This is a genomic window from Peribacillus sp. FSL R5-0717, assembly GCF_038002945.1.
Classification (GTDB): Bacteria; Bacillota; Bacilli; order Bacillales; family DSM-1321; genus Peribacillus; species Peribacillus frigoritolerans.
Map to the genome: position 1 here is coordinate 1,417,653 of NZ_JBBOOF010000001.1, position 16,996 is coordinate 1,434,648.

15 protein-coding genes are annotated in these 16,996 nt (G+C 38.8%); 3 read left to right on the top strand and 12 right to left on the bottom strand.

Annotated features, from left to right (window positions below):
* Positions 1–86 precede the first annotated feature (86 nt).
* From NYE65_RS06890 to NYE65_RS06930, 9 genes are all read right to left on the bottom strand, one after another.
* Entirely contained in the window at positions 87–542 is a 456-nt protein-coding gene (locus tag NYE65_RS06890; RefSeq protein ID WP_340860148.1) for a DUF4274 domain-containing protein, read from the bottom strand.
* A gap of 333 nt (positions 543–875) precedes the next feature.
* Positions 876–1,394, bottom strand: a complete 519-nt coding sequence (locus NYE65_RS06895) for a SecY-interacting protein Syd (RefSeq protein ID WP_340862099.1) — start codon at positions 1,392–1,394, stop codon at positions 876–878.
* 189 nt (positions 1,395–1,583) lie between these two features.
* Positions 1,584–1,970: an immunity 22 family protein gene (locus NYE65_RS06900; RefSeq protein ID WP_340860149.1), complete on the bottom strand. Its 387-nt coding sequence runs from the start codon at positions 1,968–1,970 to the stop codon at positions 1,584–1,586.
* A gap of 163 nt (positions 1,971–2,133) precedes the next feature.
* Positions 2,134–2,571 carry an SMI1/KNR4 family protein gene (locus tag NYE65_RS06905; protein ID WP_340860151.1) on the bottom strand — a complete coding sequence of 146 codons (438 nt, stop codon included), beginning with the start codon at positions 2,569–2,571 and terminating at the stop codon, positions 2,134–2,136.
* Between the two features lie 6 nt (positions 2,572–2,577).
* Positions 2,578–4,359, bottom strand: coding sequence for a ribonuclease YeeF family protein (locus NYE65_RS06910; RefSeq protein ID WP_340860152.1), 1,782 nt, complete (start codon positions 4,357–4,359; stop codon positions 2,578–2,580).
* Positions 4,360–4,590: 231 nt separating this feature from the next.
* A complete protein-coding gene (locus NYE65_RS06915) occupies positions 4,591–5,418 on the bottom strand; it encodes a MetQ/NlpA family ABC transporter substrate-binding protein (protein WP_340860154.1) in 828 nt (275 codons plus the stop codon).
* Between the two features lie 18 nt (positions 5,419–5,436).
* Positions 5,437–6,099, bottom strand: coding sequence for a methionine ABC transporter permease (locus NYE65_RS06920; RefSeq protein ID WP_340860156.1), 663 nt, complete (start codon positions 6,097–6,099; stop codon positions 5,437–5,439).
* Complete coding sequence (locus tag NYE65_RS06925) at positions 6,092–6,841, bottom strand: methionine ABC transporter ATP-binding protein (RefSeq protein ID WP_340860158.1); 750 nt, start codon at positions 6,839–6,841, stop codon at positions 6,092–6,094. The genes NYE65_RS06920 and NYE65_RS06925 overlap by 8 nt, the downstream gene beginning before the upstream one ends.
* 231 nt (positions 6,842–7,072) lie before the next feature.
* A complete protein-coding gene (locus NYE65_RS06930) occupies positions 7,073–7,585 on the bottom strand; it encodes a helix-turn-helix domain-containing protein (RefSeq protein WP_034309858.1) in 513 nt (170 codons plus the stop codon).
* 164 nt (positions 7,586–7,749) lie between these two features.
* Between NYE65_RS06930 and NYE65_RS06935 the strand changes: the two genes are divergently transcribed.
* Both NYE65_RS06935 and NYE65_RS06940 read left to right on the top strand, forming a co-directional pair.
* Positions 7,750–9,048, top strand: coding sequence for an MFS transporter (locus NYE65_RS06935; protein WP_258249062.1), 1,299 nt, complete (start codon positions 7,750–7,752; stop codon positions 9,046–9,048).
* Positions 9,049–9,082: 34 nt separating this feature from the next.
* Positions 9,083–10,066: an ornithine cyclodeaminase family protein gene (locus NYE65_RS06940; protein WP_340860163.1), complete on the top strand. Its 984-nt coding sequence runs from the start codon at positions 9,083–9,085 to the stop codon at positions 10,064–10,066.
* 210 nt (positions 10,067–10,276) lie between these two features.
* Here NYE65_RS06940 and NYE65_RS06945 read toward each other — a convergent pair whose 3' ends face one another.
* Together NYE65_RS06945 and NYE65_RS06950 are read right to left on the bottom strand one after the other, a co-directional pair.
* Positions 10,277–10,813 (bottom strand): hypothetical protein, encoded by a 537-nt coding sequence (locus NYE65_RS06945; RefSeq protein WP_340860165.1) that lies wholly within the window; start codon positions 10,811–10,813, stop codon positions 10,277–10,279.
* Between the two features lie 366 nt (positions 10,814–11,179).
* Complete coding sequence (locus NYE65_RS06950) at positions 11,180–11,638, bottom strand: SRPBCC family protein (RefSeq protein ID WP_340860166.1); 459 nt, start codon at positions 11,636–11,638, stop codon at positions 11,180–11,182.
* 214 nt (positions 11,639–11,852) lie between these two features.
* Between NYE65_RS06950 and NYE65_RS06955 the strand changes: the two genes are divergently transcribed.
* Positions 11,853–13,121 (top strand): ATP-binding protein, encoded by a 1,269-nt coding sequence (locus NYE65_RS06955; RefSeq protein WP_340860167.1) that lies wholly within the window; start codon positions 11,853–11,855, stop codon positions 13,119–13,121.
* Between the two features lie 681 nt (positions 13,122–13,802).
* Here NYE65_RS06955 and NYE65_RS06960 read toward each other — a convergent pair.
* Entirely contained in the window at positions 13,803–16,973 is a 3,171-nt protein-coding gene (locus tag NYE65_RS06960) for an ATP-binding cassette domain-containing protein (protein ID WP_340860168.1), read from the bottom strand.
* Between the last annotated feature and the right edge of the window lie 23 nt (positions 16,974–16,996).

The following is a 16,996-nucleotide window of genomic DNA, read 5'->3' on the forward strand; positions in this document are numbered from 1 at the left end:
CAAAATGATAAGCAGGATCTAAAATATCTAGGATACCACATGCACATTAGATAACCAGGTACATAGGACTTAAGTGAGATATAACATTATATTTTAGGAATATCAACTACTTCGCCTGGTGATTTACTAATAAGAATATCAGGAATGTTTGGGTTATTCTTTTTCAATTTATACTTTTGAATTTTTGTTAATTCTGGGTCAAAGGAAATATTCCGAGATTTAAACACAAAGTTTATAAGTTTATTATAAAGCTTATTCAAAAATTCTTTCCATTCCTCTAATGAAGAACTTGAACCTTCTTCTGAATCTTCTAACATACGATAGCCGTCCGCATAATGAAACATTAGTAAACCCGTACCTAAATCACAAGCCTCGTTTTCTAAAATAACTCTTGGTACATCAAATCCACTATTCCAATTATAATTTGCAGCAAAATAATGAAGAAATAAAGGGTTTTCTATATTCGTTAACTCATTGATTATTATTTCATTATCTGTATCATAAAGTAACTGTTCAAGGAAACTAATTTCTTTCTTATCCATAAAAACTTACCTCCTTACCATTTATTTATTTTTCAAATCAAGCTGACAGCCTTGCTAAAATGAGTAACACAAAAACTAAACCTAAACCTAAACACAATAAACACCCACTATTATAGGGGATGTCGGATTCCCTACCCAGGTTTGGTGACAAAATTCCAAATTCCCGTCATAAAATCTTTAACTATATGAGCTGTTATGTTCCTTCTTGCCGGCTTTTAGAGTATATAGGAGTACTAAAGATTTAATGAATTTTTAAAAATAAAAAGTTGATAGAACCAACTTACTGTGGTTTTATCAACTTCTCCCCTGAATTTTGGAAATGTCTGTACGTGACTATCTTTTTAACCTTAGTTTAGAAATTAATGCTTCAATACTTTCTGAAATAACCTCAAATGAATTCCTTTCGAAGTCCTCTAACTTTACTTTACCGTTCTCATTATCAATTACCACTAACAAACCATTACCTTCAATACCTAAAGGTATATTTTCTAGTCTATTATTATGATTGCCTTTATATCCCTCTAAGGTCCCCCGGAATGAATCTAATTCGAAGTTTGGCAAAATCGCCTCTAATTTGATATAGGAATCATTTAAAAATCCGTCTAAATCAGCAAACCAGTACGAATTAAAATATTCAATAATTGATTTATGGAATCCCACCCCTAAATTCTCTTCTAACTCCTTTAAGTCATGTGAAGTAGTTTTTTCTACAGGTTTCCATGTAATATAATCTTCTTCGTCAACTTCACCTTCATAAATTATTGAATTAAGCTCTTCAGTAACTGAAGTCTTAAATAAAAAGTTCATTCCTTCATCCGCAAGCTCATGTCTCATACTGAAGTATTGGCCCATTGATTTCTTAATTGACAAAAATATCACCCATTTCGGTAATTTAATAAGGAAATAGAATTACAACCTAAAAAGTCGATCTCCTCTAATTTAAAGAATCGAGGCAACCTCTATAACTTTAAACTTTGATGGATATTATAATAAATAAAAAAACCTTGAAAAGCTTAAGCCAATCAAGATTTTTCATCTAAATTACAAGCATTCTACTGCACCTAAAAACTCTAAATTACTATTATTAATTGTAGTTTTCTTTTTAATTCCCTCATATTTAAAGTTGTATAAAAGAATTACAACATTATACTGGCTCGGTAACTGTGCGCCACACAATGAAGAAAATTTAGGAATAATGTCCTCATCGTAAGAGAACCCTTCTAATAATCGACTAAGCGAGTTATCAGCTTCATCATAAAAATCCGCTTCTCTAACAGCGTCGTCATATCTATCGATGCCAAAGCTTCGAGCAAACATTGATGGAACAAAATCCCCATCCTCTGTATAAGAAATTTCAAGTAAATTGTCTAATTCCTCTGATGTGTTAATATTCCCTACCCAAAATGATACAAATCCTTCTTTTTGCATAAGCTACCTCCTATTTGGTTTCAATCCACCTAAGTGATAGACATTGACATTCAGTAGTAGAGTTATTTCTATTCTTTAAATTATAAACGGTTCACTGGGAAGCCCTACAAAAAAAGGAACCTTGAAAGGCATTTTGCCAATCAAGGACAAGTTTCAATATTTATTACTCCATCATATCAAAAAAATATTCATTGTCTTCATCAACTTTTTTTATAAAACTCTCTAATGAATCAGCTATTTTATTGTCAAAGAAGTGTACAGAGGTCCTTTGAGTATCATTTAAATCAAGTGTCAAATATACACCCTCGTTTACTTCATAAAAAACAAGTTTGTCTGCTTCTTCATAAATCCCCTCTAAGTCAGGGTCATACTCATAGATACCTTCCCTTAGTGTAATATCTGCAATAGTATCAGGATCCATTAATCTACTTATTGAATTCTCATTATTGCCTTTAAAAAAACCATAACCAACTTCTAAGTAAAACTCCCTTAGTTCAGGGGGAAAGTTAAATCCGAGTCTTTCCTCTGCTTTTATAAGGTCTTTTTCTTTTAATGGAAAAAACTTATGATTACTATTTTTAATATAATCAAATTTAGCCACCATCAATTACCTCCTTGGAAACAATTTATTTGATGGAGATCCTTTACCATGAATACCTGCCTGATGTTCATCAGGAAATTTGGCAGGATGTATATTCCACCATTCATGTGGACCACCAAAATTATTTTCTATAATATGATGCGCATCAAAAGGTTGCCCGATATCTCTTGCGACTCTACCGTTCTTATCATAAACTTCTTCAGTATAACGGGGCCATTTTTGTCCTGTTTTTCCTTCCCATTCACTTATTAGTTTGTCTTTTACACTGTTAAACTTGTTTCTATGTTTCATAGTCTCAACTGGGGTCATTTTTTCAAATTTATGATTCCTTAAAGCTTCCTTTAATCGTTCCGTTTGTGCTTTATGAATCTTTAACCCTGTTATTGTCTCGACATTTCTAATATAATCTTTAGCTAAATCGTAATCAATTTTCCCCGTACCCCTACCATTAATCTCCGACTCCACTTTCGCCATAGAAATTAACTGATCCTTCAACCCCGCACCATTAACCACATTATAAGGTACTCCACCTGCCAACGACAGTTGGTTTTTAGGATTGTATGGCAATAGGTTAGGAATAGAGAATTCTTTTGCCTTCGTAGCGCCTTTTACTGCAGCGGCTTTAGTAGTGGCTGCCCCAGTCTTCGTTATGGCTCCTGCGCTTTTTGTTCCGACCACTGATGTGACGACTGTTCCGAGTGCATAAGTTACCCAATGGGACCGCGAATAGGCATCGCCATTTACCATATCCCGTTCATATGAATCCGAGATTGACTTTGATATATATTTATAGGTTTGAATCGGGTGCATGATTGAGTTTGCTACACCTTCGACCGTTTCCCCAGGATCTGTGACAAAGTCCCAAACTCCTGTCACAAAGTCTTTCCCTACATCATACAGGCCTACGCCGATTCCTTTTGTAATGTCGGCGGTTTGCTTAGCGGCTTCTAGCTGCATGACATATTGCTGCTGGGTGGGCGCTAAGTTTTCGTACCCAATCTGCTTGGCGATTTTGAGGAACTCGTCTGGATCTGTTACATGATCGAGTTGTGCCTTCAAGTCTTTGATCCGGCGATTCTCCGCTTCTTCTTTCTTAACCTTGAGATATTGCGCGGTTTCTTTTTTCCTTACTTCTAGGTTTTTATAGGCTTCACTATTTTTATAAGCTGTTGCATTAAAATAGAGCGGGGATACTACTCCCCCCCTTGTACTGGATACTTTCAATTGCTCCATGAGTGCCGTCACTGCCGCTTGGTCCTCTTCGGATTTGGCATATTCAGCTGTCCACTTATGATCGATTTCGTTTACTTTGTCTATCGTTTCGGTCCGTTTTGTTTCAGCCTTCTCGATATTTTCAATGAACGCATCATCGGAAAAGGGCTCTAACTGTATGATGTCATCAATTCCAGCCAATATTTTTCTCAAATCATTTTTCTGGGCTGTGACCATTTCCTTGGAATTTCGAGTGGCATTTGTTAGCTCTTCCTCTAAAAAAGGGACCGTAACCACGGTTTCACTCAGGTTCGCTTCGATTGTATCTCCTTGAATTCCGCTTAAAAAGGCAACATGCCGATTAATCAGACGCAGCCAAGAATCCACGACATCGATCTGAGCTTTGTAAAATCCTTTAATGGCCTCTGCACCTTGCCCCTGCAGCTCATCATCCAAATGAACGATACTCTCAAATCCTTTTTTTAATTCCGTGAGCTGTTCCTTTAGATCCTTATATTGTCCGACACGCGTTTGCATGGCAGAAACTAGTGTTTGAGATTCGTAAATCATCGACATAATGGAAAGTCCTTTCAACTTCTTTTCTTATTCATTTCTATGTAATATTTTTATTCACTGTAAAATTATGGACTGATTATATTTTAGAAGAGTTTCTATATTTATTCAAGAATTGAAGGGAATTGGACAGTATTTTTAATAGTAGCTAGACGATGGGCGATCACAAAGTTAAGCCAATACGTAAAAAAGGGCTATTCCTGTTGAAGGATTAGCCCTTTCTTTGTATCAAAATTAAAATGCCGGAATGGCCGTTTCACTATATTTCTCTTCTAAAAATTTGCGTACCTCCGGGCTTGTCATAGCCTTGGCCAACTTTTGGACTGGCTCAGAATCCACGTTATCCTTGCGTGCCACTAATGTAATCGCAAAGTCATTTTCAACACCTTCTGTGAGAAGGGCGTCATTTTTTGGTGTCAAACCAAGCGGTGCAGCGTAAGCAGGTGTTATCACGATCGCATCTGCTTCATCATACGTTCTCGCTAGCATTAATAAATCCACTTCTTTGAACTTATAGTTTTTAGGGTTCTCAGTGATATCAGACATTGTATAGTATGGACCCTTTTTTTCCTTTAAAGTGATTACTTTATGCTGTGCCAGCAAGGCCAATGAACGATCGATATTCGATACATCATTTGCAATGGCAATAACGGCACCCTCTGGCAATTTATCCATTGAATCGTATTCTTTGGAGTACACACCATAATTGGCAAAATAAATGGGTTTCACTGGTACTAGGTCGGCATTTTTGTTTCGATTGAATTCCTCCATATATGGAACGTGCTGGAAGAAGTTCACATCCACTTCTTTTGCCGCTAGTGCGGTGTTAGGCTGGACATTATCACTTAATACAACCATTTCCAGGTTAATGCCCTCCTCTGCCAGCTTTGGTTTAACAAGCTCTAGGATCTCCGTCATCGGGGGAATGAGTGAGGCCACTTTCAATGTTACTTCTTCCTTCTCCTGATTCTGCGCGTTTTCTTTCTCTTTTACTTCATTCGTCTTTCCACATCCTACTAAAAACAACATAATTGCTGCCATGAGAAAGAGTATTTTTTTCATGATGTTTCCCTCCATTATTTATCTTTTATCAATCATTCCGGCTATTGCCGTTCCAATGAATTGAATAAGCTGTACTAGAATAATCATAATGATAATCATATAAATCATTAGCTCTGTTTTAAACTGCTGATAGCCATACCTGATGGCAAAGTCGCCGATACCGCCGCCTCCAACCACTCCCATGATCGTTGAATAGGAAATAAAGCTGATGATTGATGTTGTTAGTCCGAGGACTAGCCCTGAACGAGCCTCCACGTAAAGAAATTTAAATATGACATCCTTAACGGAAGCCCCCATGGAAATGGCTGCCTCGATCACACCCTTTGGCACGTCCAATAAAGATTGCTCGACCAATCGCGAATAATGGGCAATGGCAATGATCGCTAATGGAACGCAAGCAGCTGCTGTACCAATGGCTGTGCCGATTATGAGCCTTGTAAACGGGATTAAAAAAACAACCAATAATAAAAATGGGAAAGAACGGATAATATTGACAAGTAAATTTAAAATCGAGAAAGCCCACGGGTTTTCAAGCAAATGACCCTTCCTACAAAGAAATAGCAAGGTCCCGACAGGCAATCCAATCAAAATCGCAGCAAAAATGGACACACCAACCATGGTAATGGTTTCTCCAATCGACTGCCAAATTTCTGCCTCATATTGAACTAAAATCTCAGGCATGACCCAGCCCACCATTCTCTGCTAATTGTTCGATAAAGTATTCTGGACGATTATCCTTTTTTTGAATCCCGGTTGGTTCGATTATGACCGTGTCATAAATCTCTCCCTCTGCCATGATCGATACACGATTGCATATACTTTTAATGACATCCAGCTCATGACTAACAATGACGATCGTCACACCGAAGCGTTTGTTGATGTTCTCTAGCACGTCTAATATTTCAGCCGTTGTATTTTGATCAAGGGAAGAGGTCGGTTCATCACATAACAACACTTGCGGGTTATTCGCCAATGCCCTTGCAATGGCAACACGCTGTTTTTGTCCCCCGCTTAATTGGGCAGGATATCTCTCCATCTCACCCTCCAATCCGACAAATTGGAGACATTCTACAACACGGCTCCGACGTTCCTTCTTTGGATAATTTGCCAGTTCTAAAGAGGCTGCCACATTGTCATAAACCGTTTTATTTGCCACAAGATTAAAATGCTGAAAGATCATGCCAATCGACTTCCGTGCCCCTCGAAGTGCTTTATTGTTCAATGTTGTCAAGCTTTGGCCGTTTACCTCCACTTCGCCCGCATCTGGGGTCTCCAACAAATTCATTAGCCGCAGCAGCGTTGATTTCCCTGCTCCGCTTGCTCCGATTATTCCATGAATTTCACCTTTAGGTATTGTTAAAGTAACAGACTTAATAGCCTGAAATTGTGAAAAATTTTTACTCACTTGATCCAGGTTAATCATAAAATCCCACTTTCTATTTGTTGAAAGGTATGTATAGCGCTCCTCATTAATAGTTTCATCAAAGAAACACAGCTGATAAATCATTTTATCAACTAATGAGGACCTAATGCAAAGACACAAATTAACAGTTAGAAAGGATAGATGAACAGTGAGGAATCCCTGTTTACATCTATCCTTTTGTACGACATGTTTCGTTAACTGGATATACTTTTATTACACAGCACCGTGACGTTATTTGGACGACACCACCAAAAACCGGACATTTTGATCCGAGAAGTTAAACCAGTAATGGGCTTTTCTAGCATCGAACATGAACGACTGCTGTTCATGGAGTTCCATTCTTTCTCCCTCTATTTCCACTGTTAACTTCCCTTCGATAATGAACAAGAATTCATGTCCGCTATGAGAAAAGGCGCTTCCTTTATTTTCACCTGGCTTTAAGGTGACAAGAATAGGCGAAAAAACAGCATCACGAATGCCGCTGGATAAATTCTGATAGTGAAATTGTTCATGATTATAATCTGAATTTTCTTGGGAACGGTCCTCAGAAAAAAAGAAGCTTGGGTTGACATCCAATGTATCAGCGATTTTTTTTAATGACTCTAATGTGACGCTTGATTTACCCCGTTCTACTTGTGATAAAAAGCTGATCGAAACGCCTGTTTGTTCAGCAAGGCTCTTTAATGTTAGTTTTCGCTCTTTCCTCAATGATTTCATTTTTTCCCCGATTGAATCAAAAGGCATAGAGATGCCCCCTTTTTTTACATAGTATCTAGCTTCATTATACAGTACAAATTTTGATGAATGTTCCGTCATTAATAAAATAATTGACAGAAAATTATAAATTATTTACAATAAAGGAAATAATAAATTGAAGTGACACTTCAATTTTAATGGGGTGACTCAAGATGGAGAAGAAACAAATGCGGCGAATTTTAATTGCGAGTTTAGTCGGAAGTTCAATTGAGTGGTTTGACTATTTTTTATATGGGACCGTTTCAGCTCTCGTGTTTAACCAGCTATTCTTCGTGAATGAAGATCCGACAATAGGGCTGTTGCTTTCCTATGCATCCTTTGCGTTAGCATTCTTCATCCGCCCCTTTGGCGGAGTGATTTTCAGCCATATTGGTGATCGTATCGGGAGAAAGAAAACCCTTGTTTTAACACTTAGTTTAATGGGTGTCGCAACCTTTGGGATGGGGCTTCTTCCTACGTATCAAGCCGTTGGGATTTGGGCGCCGATTTTATTAATCACGCTGCGCTTAGTACAAGGTCTGGGAATTGGCGGTGAATGGGGAGGCGCGCTTTTATTGGCCGTTGAATATGCTCCCGCTGAGAAACGGGGCTTGTTCGGAGCCATTCCTCAAATGGGTGTTACTATAGGAATGCTGCTTGGAACCGTTGCCTTATCCATTATGACACTGCTGCCTGAAAACGCATTCATGACTTGGGGATGGCGTATACCATTCATTTTTAGTGCTCTGCTAGTATTTTTTGGCCTATGGATTCGTAAAGGAATTGATGAAACACCTTCATTCAAAAAAGTGAAGGAATCGGGAGAAGTTCCAAAGCTGCCGATTGTGGAAACTCTTAAGAATTATTGGCGTGAAGTGCTTATCGCCGTCGGAGCCAAAGTGGTAGAAACAGCTCCATTTTATATTTTCAGCACGTTTGTCGTATCATATGCTACTGCAAATCTCGGTTTCTCCCGGACAGCTACATTAACTGCAGTCATGATTGCGACAATTATAACGACGATTTTAATACCAATCATGGGGAATTTATCTGATAAGATTGGCCGCAAAAAGCTGTTTATAGGGGGAACGATCGGGATGGCACTGTTTGCATTCCCATACTTCTGGTTGCTGCAGCAAAAATCGGTACTGCTATTGATCGTTGCAACAGTGATAGGTTTAGGGGTTATTTGGGCTCCCATCACAGCTGTTCTTGGAACGATGTTCTCGGAAATTTTCGATGCAAAGATCCGTTATACCGGCATCACGCTCGGCTATCAAATCGGAGCAGCTCTGGCAGGAGGAACAGCTCCGCTAGTTGCAACGGCTTTACTTGATAGGTTTAATAACTCCTATGTTCCTGTCGCCCTTTATATTATTTTTGCATCTGTCCTGTCACTAGCAGCGATTTGGGCAGTTAAGGATCGCAGCAATCAGAAATTAGACGAAACGCATAATACTAGTGCCATGTAATCTATGGATCTTTTACTTCAAGGAGGACAATTGAATGTTGGTAATAAGCGAGAAGGAAATTCAACAATCATATGGAATGAATGACGCAATAGCGGATATAAAGGCCGTATTGCGTGCACATGGTGCTCAACAAATAGATATCCCTCATCGCACAGTGCTTGCTTATCCTCAACACGAGGCATCGGCCCTTTACATGCCAAGCGCTGATTTATCTGAAGAGGTTTCGGCAGTCAAAGTCGTTACGATTTTTCCAAAGAATCCTTCAAGGGGGATGGCAACCACACAAGGAGTCATCTTGCTGTCAGATGCAGAAAATGGCAAACACTTAGCATTGTTGAATGCCTCCTATTTAACACGTCTCAGAACGGGGGCATTGAGCGGCATTGCCACAGACTTTCTTGCTCGTAAAGACGCCAAGGTTCTCACAATCATCGGGACAGGAGCTATGGGATTTGAACAAGCAATCGGTGTGTTGGCCGTAAGGGACATTGAGCGTATTTTATTAGTAAATCGCACACAAGAGAAAGCGCAGAAATTCGGTGAAAGGCTGCGGGCATTCGGAGTAACCGTTCCTTTTGAAGTTTGCGAAGATGTTTCAGCAGCTGTTCGTCAAGCAGATATCATTTGCTGTGCAACCCGCTCGAACGAGCCAGTATTTAATGGACTCGATTTAAAGCCGGGCACACACATTAACGGGGTCGGGTCTTACTTACCGGATATGAAAGAAGTGGATAATACCACCATTTCACGCGCTGCTAAAATTATCGTCGACGATTTGGCGGGCGTGAAGGCTGAAGCAGGAGAACTCATTTCTGCAGCCAATCAGGGAAATTGGTCGTTTAATGATATACACGGGGAGCTTTATGAACTTGTCATGCGGACCAAAACAGGCAGGGAAAATGAAGAGGAAATTACCTTCTTTAAATCAGTCGGTGCTGCTTACTTTGACCTCGCTGTGGCAAAAGGTGTTTACAGCCAATCGAAAGAACGGAACATCGGGATGGAGATTGAGGTATAGCAGAAGCTGCGGTCTATTATTTGAGTTAAATCCAGAAGAAACTCATGATAACCCATTCTTTTCCAACTACTTCACTAAGTCGCTTCGTCGGTTATTTGGCATTGAAAAAATAGAAACGATGGATCGTTAATCATTAAAACAGCCGCCGAGACATGGTGATGTTCACCATTTCTCGGCGGCTCTATTTAATATACAGAAATCTTTAATTACTTAACTTACGCCAGAATCACTTCCAAGTATTTTCTCTAATAATCCCATCTGACTAACTGTTTCAATATCATTTTTAAAATTTTGTAAACTAACTTTATATTTATCATATGCTAAATCTTTGGAGTAGCCAATACATAAGTTTAATATACTGTTTAGTTTTTCAGCAGAACCACTAATAAAATAGGTCGTGAGTATTATATTATTTGTGCTTGCAAGTACTACAATTGTTGCCATGTCCAGTGCATATTCTATGTCTGTATCTGAAATCTTTCTATTCTTTTTCTTAGGGTATTTAAATTCATAGCTATTAATAGAATGAATTTTTCCTGTGAGTAATTCTAGTATCGTTTTATTATAGATTATATATACTCCTTTAATAAGCTTCATTTCTGGAGCATAAGGATCAGCCAGTATATATTTTATACGTTCATCTTCTTTAGGAATCTCTATTCCCTCTAAATCATACTCTAATATATAAGCTACTTCCTCAATTCTTTTAGGAGGGAATAACCTTGCGAAGTCGTATTTTTTTTCCATAGAATACTTCCTTTATGAATAAATTTGATAAATCACCAGAGCTTTCCTCCTCCGTAGAATTCACCCCCTCTTCCTGTTAGTATTTCTTATAGGCAGCCGTATAGATGCTCTATCATAATGGCATAATAACCATACATTCAGATTGATAGGTCCCAAAATTGAATTCACGATTTTTACATATGGAATCGTTCTCCTTCGTTTCTGCGGCCCTCTCACGTTATATCTTTCTTGCCACAAATAAAAGAACCTGACAGTACCAATGGTTGAAAAATTAATTCACGACAAATAAAAAAGAATCCACCTTGAATAAGATGGATTCTTTTAATATCTGCGTTGCTGTGTCGATCTTGGATTAACTTTATAAATTCATGATCCACTTGTTTCTGCTTCAGCTACCTTTTTAACGCGGTCTAAAAATTCCACGACCACTTTATCGGTGGCAAATACTAAAAGTAATTTCAAAAACCACTTTAACGGGCGACTGGTGACTGTATATGTAAAGGAAGTTCTATTGTCATTGATTTTATTTAGTTCATAGAAAGCCGTAATTTCAAACATTTTAGCAAGTATGAAGCCTACTTTAAGCTTTTTCTCATTAGTTTCATTCAAATATTCCAATGTTTCTATATCATACTCTTCTGTTCGTTTTCCTTCTCGATATTTTTGTCGATATACACTTCCAACCACTTCTTCCGTTATTTTAACCGGCTTTTGTTCAACTACTTGAGGCATGATTTTTTGCAAATTTTCTACAGAACCATCAAGAAACTTCCATACCTGTTCAATTGGGGCATTTATTTCTATTTCTTTTGTCCATTTTCTCAATGAAAATCACCTCTGCCTCTATTATATTTCCTTTATTATGTAATAAACAAATTCGAACGGATGAATCGTTAAATAGTTCTAATTAAATAGATACATTAACCAACTCTTTTTTTAAATTCAAAGTCGTTCTGTAAATAAATTACTTATTAAGATTCTCTTTTTTGGTGTTATTCTTGTATAATAAACCAAACGGTTACTTTTTCAGGAGAATCCTATGAATTTTATTTATATCAATCAAAACATATTAGATAATCTTTTTTATATATTAGTAAGCATTTTGATTTATTACATTTTATTAGATCATGGCAAAAGGTTAAGTCAGTATGGCAAGACCCTTATTACTGCATGCATGAGCATTCCTATTATTTTATGTATGAAGTTTCCTATTTATATCGATGAATATTGTGTCCATGATCTCAGGCAAATCCCTTTTATAATAGGGACACTTTATGGTGGTTGGCCTGTAGGGGCTGCCCTGTTAGTCATCATATTAACTTTTAGGTTTGCTTTTTATGGTTTCAATTTACTCACGTTAATTGTATATATCGTAATCTTTATTATAACGGCTCTATTTTCTTCCAAATTCAAAAATTTCAATCGAAAATATAAGCTTAATAGCTCGATACTATTAATTTTGTTTCTTGGAATACTAACGAGCTTCATTTCACTTTTTATGTCTGATTATTTTCGAATAACGGAGGCGTATGTATTTTACTTTATCATCCTCCCTCCTTTCATCATTGGTTTAGCTGTTTATATCATAGAAATTTTAAAGGATGCCATTATAATCCGGACACAAATGGTAAGGCTTGAAAAAATGGAGGTAGTCAGTCAGCTTGCAGCCAGCATTTCACATGAAGTTAGAAATCCTTTAACGGTTGTGAAAGGATTTGTTCAACTGCTAAAGGCTCCTGATCTGACTCAGGAAGTAAGAGAACAATATATACAACATGTAGTTAGAGAGCTTAATAGTGCAGAATCCATTATCAGTGAATACTTAGCATTTGCAAAACCTGCAATCGAAAAAGTGGAAAATATTTTAATTAACCGTGAAATAGGATATGTAATTGAAATGATAAAACCATTAGCTAACATGAATTTAGTTACTATATCTAATCAGTTGGCTCCAGGCATCACCCGGGGGAATATTCAACATTTCAAGCAATGCTTCCTAAACCTCATCAAGAATGGTATAGAGGCAATGCCAAACGGCGGGGAACTTAATATTGTTTCTTATGTAAATAATTTCGATATCATTATCGAAATCAGTGACAATGGAGTGGGAATGAACAAGGAACAAATAAATCGTTTTGGTGAGCCTTATTACAGTTCCAAAGAAAAAGGGACTGGGTTGGGATCTATGGTGGCTGTCAAGACCATCCAAACGATGAATGGTACACTTCATTTAACTAGCGCTTTGAATAAGGGAACAACGATTTCAATAACACTTCCCGTTTATCAAGAAGATCATTCTGGAAAATAATAAACAAAGTCCGCCATTTACGGCGGACTTTTAGTATGTATAAGGTTTTTAAAATTTGACCGTTGATTGGAACGTAGGGCACTCGCTTTCCGCGGGCGGTCGGGGAGCCTCCTCGGCTTTCGCCTGCGGGGTCTCCCCTAGACGCGCTTTTCCCGCAGGAGTCTCGTACCTTCCGTTCCTATCAACTCTGTTTTGAAATTTAGATAAAACCCCTTCTGTCCACAGTTTTTATGAGGGTTTATAAAACATGGAACGCCGATCTCCCTCCTGGCACTCGCTTTCCGCGGGCGGTCGGGGGAGCCTCCTCGGCTTTCGCCTGCGGGGTCTCCCCTAGACGCTTTTCGCGCAGGAGTCTCGTACCTTCCGTTCCTATCAACTCTGTTTTAAATCTATTTTCGCCGACTGTCTGCCAAGTCTCCTCGACGCAATCGTCTGTGGGTTATTCGGCAGGAGTGTCGCAAATTTCTTCAATCTAATAAGAACTACAGTAATAAACCTTAAAGACCGGAGCACTTTATTCAAACAGCTGCACTGTCTTGGGCCATTGACGCAGTTTATCGTCCCGAACCACATAGTATTCGGCCGCTCACGAATTTTTTTCGACCTTCACCTCACTATTCGGACTCTTAACCCCTTATGTCCCCAAAATAAAAGTCCGCCATTTTCGGCGGACTTTTCACTTTATTTTTTCTTGTCTAGGCATTGATAAACCGCCATCATGTCTCGTTTGTTCAATTCACGTATCCGGGCGAAAATGGGGATATCGGCCACGGCCTCGGTACGTTCGCTTTCGGCCACGACATCCTTCACTTTCCCTGTCAGCCAGGTCTGGACGTCGATGCTTTCGACGATTTCTTTGCGTCCTTCATCATCGATGCCACTGGCATGACAGCTCACACAAGGGATCGTTAATTTATACACACCGTCATGGATGTTGTCTTCTGAAATGACTTTCTTGCCATTACAGAATGGGCATTTATGACTTGCTTTAATTTTATTGATTTGGGTAACGATTTTTTTGTAGCCGAATGCTTCATAGACATAGGTTAGTTTTTTGTATTTGCCATTGGTGAAATAATTATCAATAATGGTTTCTCTTGTTTCGTTAATATTGGCAAAGTCACAGATGGTAATCTGATTTTTGCTGCTGATTGCTTCGATATTGCCTTTAATGCTGTCCCAGAATGGTTGGGCATTTTGTAAAACCACTTCATAGCCGACAAAGCTTGCTAGTTCGAGTTCGAGCATTTTCAACGCCGCTTTTGTTTTACGTGGAAGGAATGAGACATCATCAGTAAGTGCGATATCGCCGCCCACAATCGCTTTTAGTTTTTCCAGTTCCGGCAGCTTTCCTACAATTTGGATGACTTGATCAATTGGCTGTTGGATGATCTCGCGAATGTCCGTATCACCAAACATCAGCTTTTTATGATGTTTGAGAACCGTTCCTTGACAGACTGGACAGTCGATCATCTCTTTTGTTTCTTTCATCTGCTCTTTAATGATTGATTTCGATACGAAGATATAACGCCCAATGATGAAATTGAACCCTTCCCAAATTCGCGATGCCTTGCCTGCTTTATCGTAAAAGGACTTTTCCCAATACCCATATAAGAAGGTATGCTTTTCGGCATCTGTCATCTCATTATAGCTTTTACTAATGTCGTGACCGAGTTCATTCTTGATCTCATCAAACAGGAATTGCAGTTTTGAATGCTGATAATATTTTAATACTTCCATCACGTCCGGATGTAATAAACCATCCCAGAATGGCACGTTTTTGTCTTGTATGACTACATCGAAATCGAATTTTTCAATGAACCGGCGTCCCGAACAGCTTGGACAATGATTTTCTGCTGAATAGAAATCGAAGCTTCTTGTATCCTTATTGGTCGGATGTGCAGCCACTATATGGTTGATCATTCCGCCCAATTCATAAAGAAACGTATATTGACTGTACAAGTGGCGTTCAAGATCAATGGCGATCACAGGTGCAATCGTGTCGGACTCGTACTCCCCATAAATCACGCGAGCGATTGGTGATAAGCTTTTTAAAATGCCGCCCTTATAGACGTTCTCTGCGTTTTTGAAATAGTCCAGATGATTATCCTGTAAATAATCGATACCAGTTTTTGACCGGAGCGTTGAAGAGATATGCAATGGCTCCACCCGTTCGTCACTGTCTTTGTGACTGTAATAATCATCATGACTGACAACGTCAAGATGCTGGACAGGTGTTAGCTGTCTTTTGCCAAAATCCACGATATAATCCGAGCTTTCCAGCATATAGGCATTATGTTCAATCATGATGATGGAGACGGATTCATCCTCCAGAATGACCCTGACACTGTCAATGAATTGGTTTAAAATATTTTGCGATAACCCTTTTGAAGGCTCGTCAAAAATGAACAGCGTGTGCGGGTTTCTTGTCTTCGCAAACAGCTCGGAAACTAAGTGGACACATTGAAATTCACCCGTCGATAATGTTTGTGTTTTTCTTTCTAACGTCAAATAACCAAGTCCAAGTTTGATCAATAAGCTCAAACGTTTATGTGCGATGTCTTCAGATGGCAATTCTTCGATGATATCTTCGATCGAACGCTGAAAAATATCATCAATTTCATCACTGTATTTGGTGAGCTTCTTTTTAATATCAAGAAACGTCGCAACGGTCGACCGGCTGGTGATCGATTTATTTCGGTCCTGCCCGACCATGACCAGCTTATCCTTTGGATACCGCTTCTGAAAATCTTTGGAGATGCATTCATTGACTAGTGTAGATTTACCGCAGCCGGACTCACCGGTAAAGGTAACGAGTCTATTCTTGGGAATCCGGATTTCTTCCATTTGAATATTACGGCAGTAGAGATCCTGAAATTGATAGTATTCCGTTGGCGCTGCTTCATTACGCTTCCAGCTGATTGGTTTGGGCCGCGGTGATTCCTCAACGATTTTCCCGCCATATTTTCCGCTGCCGGGTCCAAAGAACAATTGGTCATCCGTGCTATCCAACACCGTGTCGGAGTGATCAATGAGCCAAATTTGATTTTTATAACCTAATTGCTTAATCTGCTCCAAAATTTTCAAAAGGGTTTGATGATCAAGACCGACGGAGATTTCATCGATGATGATCACGGTATTTTCACTTGTTGCCATGAATTCGGCCAAATAAAGCCGGGTTAATTCCCCTCCTGACACTGTCCCCATAATACGGTTCAAGCCTAAATAACCAATATTCATATTGATTATATTTTGGAGAATATGCTGTTTAGCTTCACTAATATGTAAGGTCTCTGCGAGTGAAAGGATCGTTTCGATGCTTAAGTTGTTGATATCGGATATAGTATGCGGGCGATCTAATAATTCAATGGTATATTGCTCGACTTCTTGATTGTAGCGCTTCCCCTCACACTTTGGACATTCGACGTTTTTCGTCGTACCGCGTCCTTTACAAGCGGGGCACCAGCCTAAGGCATTATTAAATGAAAAAACTTCCGGAGAAAGATTGAATTTTTCTGCAAGACAAACACGTATCTCTTTAAACACACCAGTATGTGTGCCAATGGTCGAACGGGGATTAGCTGAAATGGATGATTTGCCGAGAAAAAGGACCAGAGGCATTTCCTCCATCTTGATGGCACTGAAGTTGGTTTCCATAATATTAGGGAATAAATACTGATATTCAGACTTCGGCAATAAGGAAACGAGACGCTTCTTGGATTCTTCGCCAATGGTTTGACAAAAAGTCGTCTTCCCGGAACCTGATAAACCAGCAATTCCTAATGATTGGTCGTCTGGCAGTGATGAATCCAAATGGCTTATATTGTTCGCTATTAATCGATTTATTTTCATTTGTAACTCCTCTCATTTATTTA